The organism is Klebsiella sp. K4, from assembly GCF_014596785.2.
GTDB classification, from domain to species: Bacteria; Pseudomonadota; Gammaproteobacteria; order Enterobacterales; family Enterobacteriaceae; genus Klebsiella; species Klebsiella pneumoniae.
In genome coordinates, this window is the sequence record NZ_CP115021.1 from 2,920,047 (window position 1) to 2,936,848 (window position 16,802).

Annotated in this window: 18 protein-coding genes; 10 read left to right on the forward strand and 8 right to left on the reverse strand. The window is 57.0% G+C overall.

The window, feature by feature from the left end; genetic code table 11:
- The first annotated feature begins 85 nt into the window (after window positions 1-85).
- The 4 genes from ompK37 (at window position 86) to ttcA (ending at window position 3,281) form a co-directional block, all read left to right on the forward strand.
- Window positions 86-1,240, forward strand: coding sequence for a porin OmpK37 (gene ompK37, locus IB144_RS14555; protein ID WP_016530075.1), 1,155 nt, complete (start codon window positions 86-88; stop codon window positions 1,238-1,240).
- A gap of 143 nt (window positions 1,241-1,383) precedes the next feature.
- Window positions 1,384-1,596, forward strand: a complete 213-nt coding sequence (locus IB144_RS14560; RefSeq protein WP_002902432.1) for a KTSC domain-containing protein — start codon at window positions 1,384-1,386, stop codon at window positions 1,594-1,596.
- A gap of 81 nt (window positions 1,597-1,677) precedes the next feature.
- The gene (gene uspF, locus IB144_RS14565; RefSeq protein WP_004140161.1) at window positions 1,678-2,112 is read left to right on the forward strand and encodes a universal stress protein UspF; all 435 of its coding nucleotides are present in this window, start codon (window positions 1,678-1,680) and stop codon (window positions 2,110-2,112) included.
- A 233-nt stretch (window positions 2,113-2,345) separates the two neighbouring features.
- On the forward strand, window positions 2,346-3,281 hold the full coding sequence (gene ttcA, locus IB144_RS14570; protein ID WP_002902422.1) for a tRNA 2-thiocytidine(32) synthetase TtcA: 936 nt from the start codon (window positions 2,346-2,348) through the stop codon (window positions 3,279-3,281).
- Between the two features lie 45 nt (window positions 3,282-3,326).
- On the opposite strand, the gene dbpA is transcribed toward ttcA, so the two are convergent.
- From dbpA to zntB, 3 genes are all read right to left on the reverse strand, one after another.
- Window positions 3,327-4,700 carry an ATP-dependent RNA helicase DbpA gene (gene dbpA, locus IB144_RS14575; RefSeq protein WP_004151591.1) on the reverse strand — a complete coding sequence of 458 codons (1,374 nt, stop codon included), beginning with the start codon at window positions 4,698-4,700 and terminating at the stop codon, window positions 3,327-3,329.
- Between the two features lie 14 nt (window positions 4,701-4,714).
- Window positions 4,715-4,909 (reverse strand): hypothetical protein, encoded by a 195-nt coding sequence (locus IB144_RS14580; RefSeq protein WP_049245346.1) that lies wholly within the window; start codon window positions 4,907-4,909, stop codon window positions 4,715-4,717.
- A 316-nt stretch (window positions 4,910-5,225) separates the two neighbouring features.
- Window positions 5,226-6,209, reverse strand: coding sequence for a zinc transporter ZntB (gene zntB / locus IB144_RS14585; protein ID WP_004148192.1), 984 nt, complete (start codon window positions 6,207-6,209; stop codon window positions 5,226-5,228).
- Between the two features lie 279 nt (window positions 6,210-6,488).
- On the opposite strand from zntB, the gene IB144_RS14590 reads away from it, so the two are divergent.
- The 3 genes from IB144_RS14590 to IB144_RS14600 all read left to right on the forward strand — a co-directional run bounded on the left by IB144_RS14590 (window position 6,489) and on the right by IB144_RS14600 (window position 8,744).
- Entirely contained in the window at window positions 6,489-7,232 is a 744-nt protein-coding gene (locus tag IB144_RS14590) for a DeoR/GlpR family DNA-binding transcription regulator (protein ID WP_149358937.1), read from the forward strand.
- The gene (locus tag IB144_RS14595; protein WP_065888640.1) at window positions 7,195-8,313 is read left to right on the forward strand and encodes an oxidoreductase; all 1,119 of its coding nucleotides are present in this window, start codon (window positions 7,195-7,197) and stop codon (window positions 8,311-8,313) included. The genes IB144_RS14590 and IB144_RS14595 overlap by 38 nt, the downstream gene beginning before the upstream one ends.
- A gap of 236 nt (window positions 8,314-8,549) precedes the next feature.
- The gene (locus IB144_RS14600) at window positions 8,550-8,744 is read left to right on the forward strand and encodes a hypothetical protein (RefSeq protein ID WP_004176404.1); all 195 of its coding nucleotides are present in this window, start codon (window positions 8,550-8,552) and stop codon (window positions 8,742-8,744) included.
- Window positions 8,745-8,856: 112 nt separating this feature from the next.
- Here IB144_RS14600 and IB144_RS14605 read toward each other — a convergent pair whose 3' ends face one another.
- Both IB144_RS14605 and IB144_RS14610 read right to left on the reverse strand, forming a co-directional pair.
- Window positions 8,857-9,603 (reverse strand): hypothetical protein, encoded by a 747-nt coding sequence (locus tag IB144_RS14605; protein ID WP_002902411.1) that lies wholly within the window; start codon window positions 9,601-9,603, stop codon window positions 8,857-8,859.
- Window positions 9,604-9,853: 250 nt separating this feature from the next.
- Window positions 9,854-11,233, reverse strand: a complete 1,380-nt coding sequence (locus IB144_RS14610; protein ID WP_032423855.1) for an amino acid permease — start codon at window positions 11,231-11,233, stop codon at window positions 9,854-9,856.
- 334 nt (window positions 11,234-11,567) lie between these two features.
- Here IB144_RS14610 and IB144_RS14615 point away from each other — a divergent pair, with 334 nt between their 5' ends.
- From IB144_RS14615 to IB144_RS14625, 3 genes are all read left to right on the forward strand, one after another.
- Entirely contained in the window at window positions 11,568-12,047 is a 480-nt protein-coding gene (locus IB144_RS14615) for an Lrp/AsnC family transcriptional regulator (RefSeq protein WP_002902405.1), read from the forward strand.
- Between the two features lie 251 nt (window positions 12,048-12,298).
- Window positions 12,299-12,913: a YitT family protein gene (locus IB144_RS14620; protein WP_004176405.1), complete on the forward strand. Its 615-nt coding sequence runs from the start codon at window positions 12,299-12,301 to the stop codon at window positions 12,911-12,913.
- Between the two features lie 38 nt (window positions 12,914-12,951).
- Window positions 12,952-14,151, forward strand: coding sequence for an amino acid aminotransferase (locus IB144_RS14625; protein ID WP_004190464.1), 1,200 nt, complete (start codon window positions 12,952-12,954; stop codon window positions 14,149-14,151).
- A 28-nt stretch (window positions 14,152-14,179) separates the two neighbouring features.
- Here the strand turns inward: IB144_RS14625 and IB144_RS14630 are convergent, their stop codons facing one another.
- Genes IB144_RS14630 through IB144_RS14640 form a run of 3 tightly spaced genes read right to left on the reverse strand, consistent with a single transcriptional unit; the run spans window position 14,180 to window position 16,669 of the window.
- Complete coding sequence (locus IB144_RS14630; protein WP_004224411.1) at window positions 14,180-14,848, reverse strand: methionine ABC transporter permease; 669 nt, start codon at window positions 14,846-14,848, stop codon at window positions 14,180-14,182.
- The gene (locus IB144_RS14635; RefSeq protein WP_004152912.1) at window positions 14,841-15,854 is read right to left on the reverse strand and encodes an ATP-binding cassette domain-containing protein; all 1,014 of its coding nucleotides are present in this window, start codon (window positions 15,852-15,854) and stop codon (window positions 14,841-14,843) included. Before IB144_RS14635 ends, IB144_RS14630 begins: the two co-directional genes overlap by 8 nt.
- Before the next feature lie 8 nt (window positions 15,855-15,862).
- The gene (locus IB144_RS14640; protein WP_002902393.1) at window positions 15,863-16,669 is read right to left on the reverse strand and encodes a MetQ/NlpA family ABC transporter substrate-binding protein; all 807 of its coding nucleotides are present in this window, start codon (window positions 16,667-16,669) and stop codon (window positions 15,863-15,865) included.
- Window positions 16,670-16,802: the final 133 nt, after the last annotated feature.

Consider the following 16,802-nt stretch of genomic DNA (forward strand, 5'->3'; position numbering starts at 1 on the left):
TTACCGGATCTCAGACCGCTCCTTTAGCATGAGTTCACTTCCCACCCGGAAGTTAAAACATAAAAACAGTTAAAGGAATTTCTTCATGAAAAGAAAAGTACTGGCCCTCGTTATTCCGGCTTTATTAGCCGCCGGTGCCGCGCATGCGGCGGAAATTTATAATAAAGACGGGAATAAATTAGATCTCTATGGCAAGGTAGATGGTCTGCATTATTTCTCCAGCGACTCGAAAAAAGACGGCGATCAAACTTATTTACGTTTTGGCTTTAAAGGCGAAACCCAGATCAACGATATGCTTACCGGCTATGGCCAGTGGGAATATAACGTTCAAGCCAACAACACCGAGACCTCCAGCGATCAGGCGTGGACCCGTCTGGCATTCGCCGGTATCAAAGTGGGCGATTACGGCTCCTTCGACTACGGTCGTAACTACGGCGTGCTGTACGACGTTGAAGGCTGGACCGATATGCTGCCGGAGTTCGGCGGCGACTCCTACACCTATGCGGATAACTTTATGGCAGGCCGCGCCAACGGCGTTGCAACCTACCGTAACAGCGATTTCTTCGGTCTGGTGGAGGGTCTGAACTTCGCCCTGCAGTATCAGGGTAAAAACGAAGGCCAGAACGCGCAGGATATCAACGTCGGCACCAATAACCGCAGCAGCGACAGCGATGTTCGCTTCGACAATGGCGATGGTTTCGGCCTCTCTACTTCCTACGACTTCGGCATGGGCATCAGCGCGGCGGCAGCTTACACCTCGTCTGACCGTACAGCCGACCAGCAACATTTCACTTCTGATAATAACTTTGCCACAGGCGACAAAGCGGAAGCCTGGACCGCCGGCCTGAAGTACGACGCCAACGATATTTACCTGGCGACCATGTACTCTGAAACCCGCAATATGACGCCATACGGCTCTACCAGCAGTACCAACGGTGGCGGTATCGCCAATAAAACGCAAAACTTCGAAGTCACCGCGCAGTATCAGTTCGACTTCGGCCTGCGTCCGGCCATCTCCTACCTGCAGTCCAAAGGCAAAGATCTGTACAATAACGGCCGCTATGCCGATAAAGATCTGGTCAAATATATGGACGTTGGCGCAACCTATTACTTCAACCGTAATATGTCCACCTATGTTGATTACAAAATCAATCTGCTGGATGGTAACGACAAATTCTACGAAGACAACGGTATCTCTACCGATAACATCGTCGCCCTGGGCCTGGTTTACCAGTTCTGATGCGCCTGCCCGCCGGTTCCGGCGGGCTTTCCCCCTCCCGCCTCGCTGCAGATAAAACAAAACGCTATATCTCGCGGACTAAAATAGCCGTCCGTTTAATGATATAGTCATGGCCAGTCAGTGCTTGCCCGAGGACGTCCATCATGCACCACCATCCGGTTAAATCTTCCCGAATTATCTCCGTCGCCTACGATGACGCCTCCGCCACACTGGAAATCTATTTCTATCACCAGCCGCCATTACAATATACCGGGGTCCCACCGCGTATTTTTCATGATTTTTTACAGGTGGTGTCAAAAGGCCGGTATTATGACGGAGTGATCAAAGGAAAATTTCCCGAACGCAAGCTACGTTAATGTCAAAGTGTGACTGCGGTCATGATACAAAACGTGCCCTAATACCGTACAATATGAAGGGATACTTAAACAGGAGGTTTTATGAGCAGAATGATTCTTGTCCCTATCGATATCTCTGATAAAGAATTTACTGAACGCATTATCAGTCACGTTGAATCGGAAGCGCGGATTGACGACGCCGAGGTGCATTTCCTCACCGTGATCCCTTCTCTGCCCTATTATGCCTCACTGGGAATGGCCTATACCGCTGAGCTTCCCGGCATGGACGAGCTGCGTGAGGGTTCTGAAACGCAATTGAAAGAGATCGCGAAGCAGTTCTCCATCCCGGAAGACCGGATGCATTTTCACGTCGCGGAAGGATCGCCAAAAGATAAAATCCTTGCGCTGGCCAAGTCGCTGCCAGCCGACCTGGTGATCATCGCTTCGCACCGGCCGGATATCACAACTTATCTGCTGGGCTCCAACGCCGCCGCGGTGGTTCGTCACGCCGAGTGCTCGGTACTGGTGGTCCGCTAACGCCGCAGCCCGCCGCCCGGCGGGCTTTTTATTTCCGCATCAGCCGCCCCCGCCTGGCTGCTCGCTGCCGAAAGTGCCGGAAAGATGCTGACATTCCGCCCCTGAATCCGTACCATACACGCCACGGTTGCCTGTCAAACCTCAATAATTGCTACGCGCCAGCGCCACGTTGTTCAGCGGCTGGCAGAATGCGTGCTCTTCTGATGCCACACTATGAATTGAGCCACTATTACATGCTGCAAAACCAAGAAATCAGTAAAAAAGAAAAGTACAACATCGATAAGCTGCAGAAACGTCTGCGCCGCAACGTCGGTGAGGCGATTGCCGACTTCAATATGATTGAAGAGGGCGACCGCATTATGGTTTGTCTTTCAGGCGGCAAGGACAGCTATACCATGCTGGAGATCCTGCGCAATCTGCAGAAAAGCGCGCCCATCTCCTTCTCGCTGGTGGCGGTGAACCTCGATCAGAAGCAGCCAGGGTTCCCGGAGCATATTCTGCCGGCGTATCTGGAGCAGCTGGGGGTTGAATACAAGATTGTCGAAGAGAACACCTACGGCATCGTCAAAGAGAAGATCCCGGAAGGAAAAACCACCTGCTCGCTGTGCTCTCGCCTGCGTCGCGGCATCCTCTATCGTACCGCCACCGAGCTCGGGGCGACCAAGATCGCCCTCGGCCATCATCGCGACGATATCCTGCAGACGCTGTTTTTGAATATGTTCTACGGCGGCAAAATGAAAGGGATGCCGCCGAAGCTGATGAGCGACGACGGCAAACACATCGTCATCCGCCCGCTGGCCTACTGCCGCGAAAAGGACATCGAGCGCTTCTCCCAGGCCAAAGGCTTCCCGATTATTCCGTGCAACCTGTGCGGTTCGCAGCCAAACCTGCAGCGCCAGGTGATCGCCGATATGCTCCGCGACTGGGATAAGCGTTATCCTGGGCGCATTGAAACCATGTTCAGCGCGATGCAGAACGTGGTGCCTTCGCACCTGAGCGACGTCAATCTGTTTGATTTTAAAGGTATCACCCACGGCTCAGAGGTGGTGGATGGTGGCGATCTGGCGTTTGACAGGGAAGATATTCCCCTGCAGCCCGCCGGCTGGCAGCCGGAAGAAGAAGACGCCCGTCTCGATGAGCTGCGTCTGAACGTGGTGGAAGTGAAATAACCCTCACGCGTCTCAGGCAGCCGCCTGAGACGCACTCTCCTGCCCTTACTTCAGCAGTCGTACGCGGCAGGATTTACCTTTGATCTTGCCATTTTGTAACTGCTTATACGCCTTCTGCGCCATATTCTGGCGGATCGCCACATAGACGTGGGCAGGGTGGACGGTAATTTTGCCGATATCGGCACCATCAAAGCCCATATCCCCGGTCAGGGCTCCCAGCACATCTCCCGGGCGCATTTTCGCCTTTTTCCCGCCGTCGATACACAGCGTCGCCATCTCCGCCGTCAGCGGCGCGATGGTGTTGCCCGTCGGCGCAGGCAGCCAGTTCAGGGAAAGCTGCAGCATGTCGGCCAGAATAGTGGCGCGCTGCGCCTCTTCCGGCGCACAGAAGCTGATGGCCAACCCTTGTTCACCGGCGCGGGCGGTACGGCCGATGCGGTGAACATGCACCTCCGGATCCCAGGCCAGCTCGAAATTCACCACCAGCGCCAGGGATTTGATGTCCAGACCGCGGGCAGCGACGTCGGTCGCCACCAGAACCCGGACGCTGCCGTTAGCGAAGCGCACCAGCGTCTGATCGCGATCGCGCTGCTCAAGGTCACCATGCAGCGACAAGGCGCTCTGCCCGGCGGCGTTGAGCGCATCGCAGACCGCCTGGCAATCGCGTTTGGTATTGCAGAACACCACGCAGGATGCCGGCTGATGCTGGCTGAGCAGGCGCTGCAGCAGGGCAATCTTACCGTGGCGGGAAACTTCAAAGAACTGCTGTTCAATCGCCGGGAGCGCGTCGACAGTGTCGATCTCAATGGTCTGCGGATTGCGCTGCACCCGGCCGCTGATCGCCGCGATTGCCGCCGGCCAGGTAGCAGAAAACAGCAACGTCTGCCGGTCAGCCGGTGCGAAGCGGATCACCTCATCAATGGCATCGCTGAAGCCCATATCGAGCATGCGGTCCGCTTCGTCCATCACCAGGGTCTGCAGCGCGTCAAGGGAGACCGTTCCCTTCTGCAGATGATCGAGCAGACGGCCCGGGGTGGCGACGATAATATGCGGGGCATGCTGCAGGGAATCTCGCTGGGCGCCAAAGGGCTGCCCGCCGCAGAGCATCAGAATCTTGATGTTCGGCAGGCAGCGCGCCAGGCGGCGCAGCTCGCCGGCGACCTGATCGGCCAGCTCGCGGGTCGGGCACAACACCAGCGACTGGGTCTCGAAGCGCGCCGGATCGATATGCTGCAGCAGACCCAGCCCAAATGCGGCCGTTTTTCCGCTGCCGGTTTTTGCCTGCACGCGCACATCTTTCCCCGCGAGGATCGCCGGCAGGGCGGCGGCCTGAACCGGGGTCATCGACAGATAACCCAGCTCGTTAAGGTTGGCTAATTGGGCGGCAGGTAAAACAGTCAGGGTAGAAAAAGCGGTCACAATGTATTCTCGTATTAAAAGGCAGACAATCTGCAGGCGCGTATCCTCGCAGATCTCCGCGCCTGATGCGACAATTTAATCGGCTCTTCGTCAGGCGGCGGATCGGGCTGGGGCTGCGGACGCGGTCGTGGATCGGGTAAAGGAGCCGGATCGTTCGGCTCGGGCGAGATAGGGATAGACTGGGCTGTCAGCTCTGAAGCGTAATACATAGAGGCCTCCCGGAGAGTGATACGGGCGTACCCGCAGGCGTCAACGGCCAGAAACCGTCGGGTGTCTTAGTAAGGGTAGAAGCTGGTCCGGAGAGCGCAAAAAAAAAGCCGACTCAACAAAGCCGGCGTCGTACGAATCAATTGTGCTATGCAGTAATTCAAAAAAGGAAGTAAGACAATATGGAGCGCAACGCCCATCGCTTGACGTTGCATTCACCTGCGAGAGAGATATTGCCCTGAATGGGTAGATGGTTTATTGATTTCGCTCAAACATTGCCGGGTTTTCCCGGCGCTACAGCCGCTAAAAGGCGATTCTTTACAGCCATTTACTGCGATGTAACCACCACGCAACACCACCGATGACAACGACTAACATCAAGCAGAAAAGGCTAAACCCCAGATGCCAGCTGTTGCCAGGGATCCCGCCGAGGTTGACGCCGAACAGGCCGGTTAAAAAGGTGCTGGGTAGAAACACCATCGCCATCAATGACATGGTATAGGTCCGCCGCGCCAGCGACTCCTGCATAATCTGGGCGATCTCGTCGCTCATGATCGCCGTCCGCGCGATACAGCTGTCGATCTCATCCAGACCGCGCCCCAGCCGCTCGGCGATATCCTGCATTCGCCGCCGCTGATCGTCACTCATCCACGGCAGCCGCTCGCTGGCCAGCCGGGCATAAACGTCGCGCTGCGGCGCCATATAGCGGCGCATCACAATCAGCTGCTTACGCAGCAGCGCGAGAAATCCGCGCGGCGGCACCTGCTGATCGAGCAGGTCGTCTTCCAGGTCGATAATGCGATCGTGCAGTTGTTCGATAAACTCGCTGGCATGATCGGTCAACGCATCGCAGACCTCCACCAGCCAGCTGCCGCCGTCCGTCGGGCCATTACCTTCCTTCAGGTCGCCCAGCACATCGTCCAGCGCCAGCACTTTGCGCTGACGAGTGGAGACGATCAGCCGCTCATCCATATACAGGCGCATCGCCACCAGCTGGTCGGGCCGCTCATCGGTACTGCCGTTGATACAGCGCAGGGTGATCAGCGCCCCGTCACCGATCCGCGTCACCCGCGGCCGGGTGCTCTCCCCCGCCAGGGCATCGCGTACGTTATTGGGCAGCAACGGGGTGGCCGCCAGCCAGTCGGCGCTGTCGCTATGGGTATAGTTGAGATGCAGCCAGCAAGGCTTGTCTTTGTCGATAATATCGTCATCGGCGAGCGGCTTAACGCCCCCCTGCCCGTCGAGCACCCACGCGAAGATCGCGTCCGGTATCTGCAACTCCGAGCCTTTAATCGCGTCCACTCAACCTCCGTTAATCCATATCTGCTAAATTACGCGCCTTCTCTATAAGGTACGCGAAAGCACGCATTCTTGCTTTTAATGACCCGGAAATACAGGCCTAGTCGCTTCATTGAAAAGCGCTTTCGCCCCCGGTCGCGGCGCTCCCCTCATTTAACGTTAAAACTTAGTGAAATCAAGTTCTTCACGATTCAACACATACAGAGCGACGTTTTGCCGTTTATTTTGCAACTTCTTGCTGTATTATGCTGTTTATTGCGTTAATTTGCGGAGTCAATGGCCATGCATAAGCTCGCCAGGCAAAAACTTATTCTCGACAGGCTTAGCGAAACCGGTCAGCTGAGCATCAGCGAACTGGTTGCAGAGCTGCAGGTGTCGGCCGATACCATTCGCCGCGATCTGAGCGACCTGGAACAACAGGGCGTGCTGCAGAAAAGCCACGGCGGGGCCATCGCCCTTAACGTCCCGGCCATGACGCGCCAGGGCAGAAACGCTCTTCTCACCCAGACCAAGCAGCGCCTGGGTCAGCAGGTCGCCGCGCGCATTCCCTCTGGCTCGACGCTGTTTCTCGACGCCGGAAGCACGCTGCTGGCGGTGGCAGCCCAGCTGAAAGGGCCGTTGACCGTGATCACGGCTTCTCTGGATATCGCTCAGCTGTTCAGCGACCGTGCCGATATCCAGCTGATCCTGCTTGGCGGCCAGTGGGATAGTAAACAACGGCTGTTCGCCGGCAGCGCCACCCTGTCGCTGGTTACCCGCTACCGGGCCGATATCGCCATTCTCGGCGCCTGCGCGCTCCATGCCGGGCTGGGGCTGAGCGCCAGCCAGGAAGCTGATGCCGACGTTAAACGCGCCATGCTGGCCGCCAGCGCCGAGCACTGGCTGGTGGCGGACCATACCAAACTCAACCGCTGCGAACCGTGGCGGGTGGCCGGACTCAGCGACATTCACCATCTTTTTCTTGATCGTCCCTGGGCTGAGCTGGGGGATGACCCCGCCCTCTCTGTACATATTGCTGACGCTTAACAACGTGGAGAACCTGATGAGTAACAACACGATAAATATCGCCCTGATTGGCTACGGATTCGTCGGTAAGACCTTCCACGCGCCGCTTATCCGTTCGGTGCCGGGGCTGAACCTGGCGTTCGTCGCCTCGCGCGATGAAGAGAAGGTCAAACGCGACCTGCCGGACGTCACGGTGATCGCCTCCCCGGAAGCTGCGGTCCAGCATTCGGACGTTGACCTGGTGGTCATCGCCTCCCCTAACGCCACGCACGCCCCGCTGGCCCGCCTGGCGCTGAACGCCGGCAAACATGTGGTGGTGGATAAGCCCTTTACCCTCGATATGCAGGAGGCCCGGGAGCTGATCGCCCTGGCGGAGGAGAAACAGCGTCTGCTTTCCGTCTTCCATAACCGCCGCTGGGACAGCGACTATCTCGGGATCCGTCAGGTGATTGAGCAAGGCACCCTCGGCGCGGTGAAACACTTCGAGTCGCATTTCGACCGCTTCCGCCCGGAAGTCCGCGTCCGCTGGCGCGAGCAGAACGTCCCGGGCAGCGGCTTGTGGTTCGACCTGGGGCCGCACCTGATCGACCAAGCGCTGCAGCTATTTGGTTTGCCGCAGTCGGTGCAAGGTAACATAGCCACCCTGCGCGACGGGGCGGAGATCAACGACTGGGCGCATGTGGTATTAAACTACCCGGCGCATAAAGTGATCCTGCACTGCAGCATGCTGGTCGCGGGCGGCTCGTCGCGCTTCACCGTGCACGGCGATAAAGGTAGCGTTATCAAAGCGCGGGCCGACCAACAGGAGAGCCAGCTGCTGGCGGGCGTGGTACCGGGCAGCGCCGGCTGGGGCCAGGATGACGACCCGCTGGTTATCTATGATGCCTCGCTGCAGGCCCACGCGCAGGCTACCCCGCAGGGCGATCAGCGCCAGTACTATATGCTGATCCGCGATGCGCTGAAGGGCCAGATCGCCAATCCGGTGCCACCGGTGGAAGCGCTGGCGGTGATGGCCGTTCTGGAAGCGGCGGTGCGCTCTGCTGAAAGTGGTATGGTGCAAACTCTGGACCTGTCCGACGACGAGCGCAACACGCTGCGCTAATCCGCCCTCTTCTCCGGTTACCTGCACGGCCCGCAGGTAACCGCAACTTTTGCTCCACCTTAGAAAAAATCACTATCTATCCGCAGATTAACATTGCTTTATCCTGCTCCATGGCGCAAAGCACCGCTGGAAATTTCAGCCAATTGGGAGGAGGATAGAATGCAGATCGATCGTAATGAGAAAGAGGTTGCTGACGCTGTGGACGCGGCAACCGTACTACCGGACAGGAGAAGCGCATGTATTACACGTTAGGAGATACCACTCTCCATTTTTATCGCTATCAGTGCAAATTTTACGTCGCCCACTGGGAAGGGGGTAACGTGATGAGCGAAAAATTTAAATCGTTTATCGAACAGATCACTGAGAAGACCGGGCTGGATGCGAAACGCGTCGAGACCGCCGCGCGCGATTATTTTACTAACGTGGATTAACAGGCAGTGCTGTTCGTAAGAGACAAGCTGGTGCGGTAGCCGCGCAGGCTAACCCCACCTTTCTCCGCCAGGACGCCTCGCGCCGCCTGGCGGCTTCTCTATTCTGCCAGCATTAAACGGTAGTCAGTTTTGCCAGAATGGCGGCGAAGGCGTCATTAACCTTATCGCCGGCGAGCAGTTTTTTACGCAACGTGAAGCTTCTGCCGCTGGAACGGATCAGCAGCCGGACTTTCGCATCATTATTGCTGCGTTCAACTACGGCAACATCCCGCAAGGGAATAACGTAGGTATCGGCATAGAGCCCCGGCGTAAATATCATCGACTCGCCGCTCACGCCAATCACCACCCGATTTTGCAGACGATAGCCATTGCACAGCGCAACAATACCGGCGGCAATAAATACTCCGCCTATACCCATGCCAATCATTAAAATAATGATCCCGGCGATGAGCGCCAGCGCCCCTTGGGGATAAAAGCCTGAGGCATTAAAGGTTAATAGCTGCTGGTTATCAGCCTCGCCCACTGCCGTGGTTGATCGCCAGGGCGTAAATCCGGCGTTAATCCGCGTTTGCAAGCTGAACAGACTACCCACCAGAAAGATCACGCTGGCGGGCACCATCACGATGCCGCCAACAAACGCCAGGACGATGGCCAGATAAGGGTAGCGGCCTGACAGCATTATGCTGATCGCCTGAACCACCACGGCAATAAACAGGGCCAGCACCAGCCAGGACCATACGCCGTCCGCCCGACTATGGAAGTTCAGCTGTCCTTCATCAAGTAATAAATTTCGCGCGACAAAACAGATAATAATATTGACGAACAGGCCTATCCAGGCCAGCTTGTGAACATGCTTCATTTCATACTCCATTATGTATTTTGCTATTCCATTATCAGACATTATTAAATACAGTCTCAATGCCGGCTGGATAGTAGCAAAGCGGTACGCAAGATCAATAAAAAGCGCGCGGTCTCCTCACATTCTAATTTATATTCAGCGTGATATTGTTAGTTATCATTTATCGTAATTATATAAACCATCCTATATATTGGCGCTATATATTTTCAGCGCAATAATATCGCCCTGCCGCCAGGCAGGGCGTCGCAGATTAACGCTCCTCAAGCGCCGCCACCGGCGCCGGCGCGCTTTTCCTGCGCAGCAGATAGCCTGCAGCAAGGATCAGCAGCCATACCGGGATCAGGCAGACGGAGATGCGGATGTCCGGGGTCAGATACATCACCCCGAGGATCGCGGCGAGAAACAGCAGACACAGCCAGTTTGTCAGGGGATAGGCGAAACTCTGGAAAGCCGTTACCTTCCCCGCCCGCTGCATGGCGCGGCGGAACTTAAGATGAGTGATGCAGATCATCGCCCAGTTGATGACCAGGGCGGCCACCACCAGGGCCATCAGCAGGGCAAAGGCTTTCCCGGGCATCACATAGTTAATCACCACGCAAAGCGCCGTGGCGACGGCGGATACCGCCAGGGCGGTCAATGGGATCCCGCGGTGGTTCACCCGCAGCAGCGCACGCGGGGCGTTGCCCTGCTGAGCCAGGCCGAACAGCATCCGGCTGTTGCAGTAGACGCAGCTGTTGTAGACCGACAGCGCGGCGGTGAGCACCACCAGATTGAGGGCGTTGGCCACAATATTGCTGTCAATGGCGTGAAAGATCAGCACAAAGGGGCTTCCCCCTTCCACGACGTTCCGCCACGGGTAGAGTGACAGCAGGACCGCCAGCGACCCCACGTAAAACAGCAGAATACGGTAGATCACCTGGTTGGTGGCTTTGGGAATGGTTTTATGCGGTTCGTCGGCTTCCGCCGCGGTGATCCCCACCAGCTCAAGCCCGCCGAAGGAGAACATGATCACCGCCATGGCCATCACCAAGCCCGTGATGCCGTTAGGGAAAAATCCCCCGTCCTGCCACAGGTTGGCCACCGTCGCCGCCGGGCCGCCGTGACCGCTAAATAACAGATAGCAGCCAAAGGCGATCATGCTGATGATGGCGGCCACTTTGACAATCGAGAACCAGAACTCCAGCTCGCCATACACTTTGACGTGCGTCAGGTTGATGGCGTTGATCGCCACGAAGAAGATCGCCGCCGACAGCCAGGTGGGTACCTCCGGCCACCAGTACTGAATATAGATCCCCACCGCCGTCAGCTCCGCCATGCTTACCAGCACGTACAACACCCAGTAATTCCAGCCGGACATAAACCCGGCGAAGGGCCCCCAGTAGCGGTTGGCGAAATGGCTGAACGACCCCGCCACCGGATCCTCTACCACCATTTCGCCAAGCTGACGCATGATAAAGAAAGCGATAACCCCGGCGATGGCGTACCCCAGCAGGACCGACGGGCCTGCCATACGGATCGTTTGCGCGATACCTAAAAACAGTCCGGTGCCGACCGCCCCCCCGAGGGCGATCAACTGGATGTGGCGGTTTTTTAACCCGCGTTTTAACTGATGCTCTTGCTGCGTTGTCATCTCTGACCTGCCCCTGTCTGTAAAAAGTCACGTTCGCCGGTAGCAACTTTCAGGCCAGCGGAGCACCTTGCAGCGTCAGACAAAAATTAATTAATTGAAATATATTCAAATATTCTTTTCAAATCAGTTCCGGTAGCTGGTCATGTCGGCGCCGACCTGGCGCATCACACGCGAAAACTGGCCAGATAACGCACAGATCATGAGAAAAAGAGCGGATTAATGCATGAACCTGACCCGTTTTGGTGCATCCGGTTTGCCGCCGTCCGCTCAGGCTTCACGCCAGGCAAAAAACTGTTAGGCTGGTAGCCACTTTTACGTTCCGCTAGTGGCCACTATGTACAACATCGACGACTATGATCTGAAAATACTTACCCTGCTGCAGGCCAATGGCCGTTTAACCAATCAGGAGCTGAGCGAGCTTATCGGCCTGTCCGCTTCCCAGTGTTCGCGCCGCCGTATCGCCCTTGAACAGGCACAGCTTATCCTCGGCTACCATGCGCGTCTGGCGCCGGATGCCGCCGGGCAGGAGATGCTTGGCCTGATTGAGGTGCGTCTGCTGAATCACACCCCGCAATGCGTGGAGAGCTTTCATCAGATGCTCAGTGAAGTGGACGCCATTCTGGACGCCTGGAAAACCACCGGCGACGCCGATTATCTGCTGCGGGTAACGGTCCCGGACCTGCCCGGTCTGAGCCATTTGATCAGCCATATTCTGGCGCAAAACAAAGGGGTGGCCCATCTGAAAACCGCCGTCGTGCTTAACCGCCTTAAAGAGAACGGCCAGCTGATGCCGGGCACGACCCCGCTGCGCTGAACCGGGGCACAGTGCCCTGCGCTGGTGCAGACGCGGGGCCAGACAATGCGCGAAAAGCGGCAAATTCGCACAATTCACGCATTCGGAAACCATAAAACGCACGACCCGTGCAATTTTCTCTTCCTGTCAGAACAACAGGTTAGGCTAAACCACGGCTATTTTTTCCGCAAACGCTCGCCAGGGCACGCTCCTCTGGTGCGATTTTTGCAAACAAGAGCTTATCCTTGTTAACGAAAAGATAGTGCTTATTTATGGATAACGTCCTTTCCCCTGAAAAACTGACCCACACCTGGCTGGAGGATGCCCTGGCGCTGCTGTTCGGCACGCTGATGATCTCCTTTGGCATTATCCTCTTTCGACAGGCTGGCGCCCTGACCGGCGGGACGGCGGGTATGGCCTTTCTGATCCACTACGCCACCCACTTGCCGTTCGGCGTGGTTTTCTTCGCCATTAATCTGCCCTTCTACTGGCTCTCCGTCCGGCGGATGGGCGCCGCCTTCACGCTGAAAACCTTCTGCGCGGTCGGACTGGTGTCGCTGTTCTCCGACCTGCACGGCTACTTTATCCATGTCGATCGCCTGAACCCCTATTACGCCACCCTCTTCGGCAACATCATGGTCGGCATCGGCTTTGTGGTGCTGTTCCGCCATAAAGCGAGTCTCGGCGGCGTCAATATTCTGGCCCTCTATCTGCAGGATAAAAGCGGCATCCGCGCCGGTAAATTCCAGATGGTAGTGGACGCCTGCATCGTCACCGCCTCGCTGTGGGTGGTTAGCCTGCCGATGCTGCTGGTCTCTGTCCTCGGCGCCGTGATTTTGAATTCGATTATCGCCATGAACCACCGTCCCGGACGCTACGCGGTGTAATGGCTTCACCTTTGACGGTCATTTCAGGAGTAACCACTGTGTTTCAGAACGTTGACGCCTATGCGGGCGATCCTATCCTGTCGCTGATGGAAGCCTTTCAACAGGATCCCCGGGCAGACAAAGTTAACCTCAGCATCGGGCTGTACTATAACGAGCAGGCCATTATTCCCCAGCTGGAGGCGGTCCGTCAGGCCGCTGACCGGCTGCAGAGTCAGCAGCAAAAGGCCAGCCTTTATCTGCCGATGGAGGGGCTGGCGCCCTATCGCCGCGCGGTCCAGACCCTGCTGTTTGGCGACAATCATCCGGCGTTGCGTGCCGGACGCATCGCCACCATCCAGACACTGGGGGGCTCCGGCGCGCTAAAGGTGGGCGCTGATTTCCTCAAGCGCTACTTCCCCGACTCCGCGGTCTGGGTCAGCGATCCAACCTGGGAGAACCACGTTGCCATCTTTGCCGGCGCCGGCTTTGAGGTACATACCTATCCCTGGTTCGACAGCGCCACCCGCGGGGTGAATTTCCCCGCTATGCTCGCCGCCCTCCAGCAGCTGCCGCCGCGCAGCATTGTGCTGCTTCACCCTTGCTGCCATAACCCGACGGGGGCCGATCTCACCCGCGAGCAGTGGGATCGGGTGATTGAGGTGTTGATCGGCAGGGAGCTGATCCCATTCCTTGATATCGCCTACCAGGGCTTCGGCCGCGGACTGGACGAGGATGCCTATGCCATTCGCGCCATCGCCAGCGCCGGGCTGACGGCGCTGGTCAGCAACTCGTTCTCGAAGATTTTTTCGCTGTACGGCGAGCGCGTCGGCGGCCTGTCGGTGGTCTGTGACAACGCCGATGCCGCTGGGCGCGTGCTGGGCCAGTTGAAAGCCACCGTGCGCCGCAACTACTCCAGCCCGCCGGGGTTTGGCGCCCAGGTGGTGTCGCAGGTGCTCAACGATCCCGAGCTGAATGCCCTGTGGCAGGAAGAAGTGGAGGCCATGCGCACCCGCATCAGCGCCATGCGCGTCGCGCTGGTGAAGGCCCTGCAGGCAGCCCTGCCGGCGGGGGATTTTTCCTATCTGCTGACCCAGCGCGGCATGTTCAGTTACACCGGCTTTAGCGCCGATCAGGTAGACGTTCTGCGTCAAGAGCATGGCATCTATCTGATCGCCAGCGGTCGGGTCTGCGTGGCCGGGCTCAACCACGGCAATATTGCGCGGGTAGCCAGCGCCTTCGCCGCGGTCTGCGCACGCTAGCCGGGTCAACCCCGGCGCGGTAGAGCGATTAATCGCGACGCAGCCGGCGAGCCAGGCGGGTCCCCAGCGTCTGAATAAGCTGGACAATCACAATCAGTACCAGGGCGGTAGTGAGGGTGGCGAAAGCGTCGAAGCGCTGATAGCCATAGGTAATAGCCAGATCCCCGATTCCCCCGCCGCCCACTGTACCCGCCATGGCTGTGGCGCCGAGCAGACCGATGGTCGCCGTGGTGAGGGCCAGAATCAGCGATGCCGCCGCCTCCGGCAGCATAAAGTGCCAGACAGTCTGCAGCGGGGTTGCGCCCATGGCGTCCGCGGCCTCGAGGATCCCCTCATCCACCTCCAGCAACGAGCTCTCCACTAGTCGGGCAATATAGGGGGCGACAAAGACGATCAGCGGCACGATGGCTCCCGCGGTGCCGATAGTGGTGCCCACCAGCAGTCTGGTAAAGGGCAGGATCACAATCAGCAAAATGATAAACGGCAGTGAACGCAGCACGTTAATCAGCGGATTCAGCGCCTGATGCACCACCGGGTTGGCCACGATGCCGCCGGGACGGCAAACCACCAGCACAATCCCCAGCGGGACGCCGATCAGCGCGCCAAAGCCCAGCGAGACGGCGACCATAATCAGGGTGTCACGCAGCGCCAGCAGAAACTGATCGCCGGTAATGGCGGTATCAATAAGATCAAACATGGGTGATTTTCACTCCTGCATCGACCAGATGGGTGATGGCGCGTTCGGTTTCGTCAGGCTCGCCGAGAAGCTGCACAATCATAAATCCCAGAATCCGGCCCTGAACTTCAGACATGCTGGCAAACAGGATATTCACCTCGACAGCATACTCGCGGATCAGGTGGTTAATAATCGGCTGCTGCGCCGTCGCGCCGACAAATTCGAGGCGTAAAGCCCGGGCGCCGTTATCGCGCTGCAGGAACGACGCCACCCGCTGCGGCAGGCGGTCGTGCACCACCGACTGCACGAAACTGGCAGTGACCGGATGCTGCGGCTGAGCAAAGAGGTCGAAAACCGCCCCCTGTTCAACGATACGGCCCGCCTGCATCACCGCCACCTTGTGACAGATTTTCTGGATCACCGACATCTCATGGGTGATCAGTACGATGGTGATGCCATACCGACGATTAATCTCCTGCAAAAGCAGTAAGATCTGCACCGTAGTGTGGGGGTCGAGCGCCGAGGTGGCTTCATCGCACAGAAGGACCGACGGGTTGGTGGCCAGCGCCCGGGCAATACCGACCCGCTGCTTTTGTCCGCCCGACAGCTCATTAGGGTAGCTGTGGATTTTGTCGCTCAGATCGACGAACGCCAGCAGTTCCGCCACCCGCGCCTGGATAAAGGCCTTGTCGCGCCCCTGTAAAATAAGCGGGATGGCGATGTTATGAAAAACGGTTTTCGAATTCAGCAGATTAAAATTCTGAAAGATCATGCCGATATCTTTTTTGATCGCCTGCAGGCGCTGGCCGCTGCAGGCCTGTAGCGGCTCGCCGTTTAACAGTACCTCGCCCTCGCCAGGCGTTTCCAGACGATTAATCAGCCGTAATAAGGTGCTTTTTCCTGCCCCGCTGTAGCCAATAATGCCAAAAATATCGCCTCGCTCAATGCTGAGATTAATATCCTGCAAGGCCAGAACCGGATGTCCTTTCCTGGAAAAGCTTTTACTGACGTGGCGAAATTCTATCATCGCGTTATTCATTTTAAATAGTCAGGCAGCAGGTAACCATCATACTGCGGATGGCTGAGAATATATTTTTTGAACTCGGCCGAGTGGTAGCCATCGATAATATCTTTGGCAAACTGCGCCTTCTGATTTTTACCGGCGACGGTCACGACATTAATAAAATGGCTGGTGGCTGCTTCCAGCTTTAAGGCCGAGGTCAGGGACATACCGCTGGAGACGGCAAAATTGCCCTGAATCAGGCCATAGTCGACGTCCGGCAGAGCGCGAACCTGCTGGGCATTATCCATCTCTTTTAGGACAATTTTGTAAGGATTATCTACGATGTTACGCTGCGAAAAAGTGGCCGGATCGCTGTCTGGTTTAATTTTCACCCAGCCAAGGCTCTCCAGCACCAGTACCGCACGATATTCATTTGACGGCTGGTTTGGTACCGACACGACGGTGCCCGCCGCCGGGGTCCCCAGGGTGGTCAGTTTCCCACCATACAGCCCCATCGGCGGCGTGGGGACCTGCACAATGCCCACGTTATCGATCCCCAGCCGCTCATTAATTGCTTTCAGATATACCGGATGCTGCATAATATTCGCTTCGATATCGCCGCGGGCTACCGCGTCATTCACCTGAATACCGTCGCTGAAATCCTTATATTCGATTTTATACCCTTTACTCAATAAATAGGGCGCGACGCCTTTCTCAAATTGTTCTTTATACGGCCCGGGGTTAAAGCCGACGCGGATAAGATGAGCGTCGGCGGCGGCATAAAAAGAGGTGGCCGACAACAGGGCGAGAGCGATCCCGCGCGCAACTGACTTGTTCATAAGGTATTTTCCTGGAGGGTTGGCGATATTGAACGATTAAATCACAGCCGACTGTGGGTTGTAAGCCAGAACGCCGAATTTCCTTTTGCTAATTCCTCATTAACTTTTGCTATACCGACATATCTTAAAAACA

Coding starts and splice junctions, on each gene's coding strand:
- ompK37 (WP_016530075.1), top strand. CDS start 86: ATGAAAAGAAAAGTACTGGCCCTCGTTATTCCGGCTTTATTAGCCGCC.
- IB144_RS14560 (WP_002902432.1), top strand. CDS start 1,384: ATGCACCACCATCCGGTTAAATCTTCCCGAATTATCTCCGTCGCCTAC.
- uspF (WP_004140161.1), top strand. CDS start 1,678: ATGAGCAGAATGATTCTTGTCCCTATCGATATCTCTGATAAAGAATTT.
- ttcA (WP_002902422.1), top strand. CDS start 2,346: ATGCTGCAAAACCAAGAAATCAGTAAAAAAGAAAAGTACAACATCGAT.
- IB144_RS14580 (WP_049245346.1), bottom strand. CDS start 4,909: ATGTATTACGCTTCAGAGCTGACAGCCCAGTCTATCCCTATCTCGCCC.
- IB144_RS14590 (WP_149358937.1), top strand. CDS start 6,489: ATGCATAAGCTCGCCAGGCAAAAACTTATTCTCGACAGGCTTAGCGAA.
- IB144_RS14595 (WP_065888640.1), top strand. CDS start 7,195: ATGACCCCGCCCTCTCTGTACATATTGCTGACGCTTAACAACGTGGAG.
- IB144_RS14600 (WP_004176404.1), top strand. CDS start 8,550: ATGTATTACACGTTAGGAGATACCACTCTCCATTTTTATCGCTATCAG.
- IB144_RS14605 (WP_002902411.1), bottom strand. CDS start 9,603: ATGAAGCATGTTCACAAGCTGGCCTGGATAGGCCTGTTCGTCAATATT.
- IB144_RS14610 (WP_032423855.1), bottom strand. CDS start 11,233: ATGACAACGCAGCAAGAGCATCAGTTAAAACGCGGGTTAAAAAACCGC.
- IB144_RS14615 (WP_002902405.1), top strand. CDS start 11,568: ATGTACAACATCGACGACTATGATCTGAAAATACTTACCCTGCTGCAG.
- IB144_RS14620 (WP_004176405.1), top strand. CDS start 12,299: ATGGATAACGTCCTTTCCCCTGAAAAACTGACCCACACCTGGCTGGAG.
- IB144_RS14630 (WP_004224411.1), bottom strand. CDS start 14,848: ATGTTTGATCTTATTGATACCGCCATTACCGGCGATCAGTTTCTGCTG.
- IB144_RS14635 (WP_004152912.1), bottom strand. CDS start 15,854: ATGATAGAATTTCGCCACGTCAGTAAAAGCTTTTCCAGGAAAGGACAT.
- IB144_RS14640 (WP_002902393.1), bottom strand. CDS start 16,669: ATGAACAAGTCAGTTGCGCGCGGGATCGCTCTCGCCCTGTTGTCGGCC.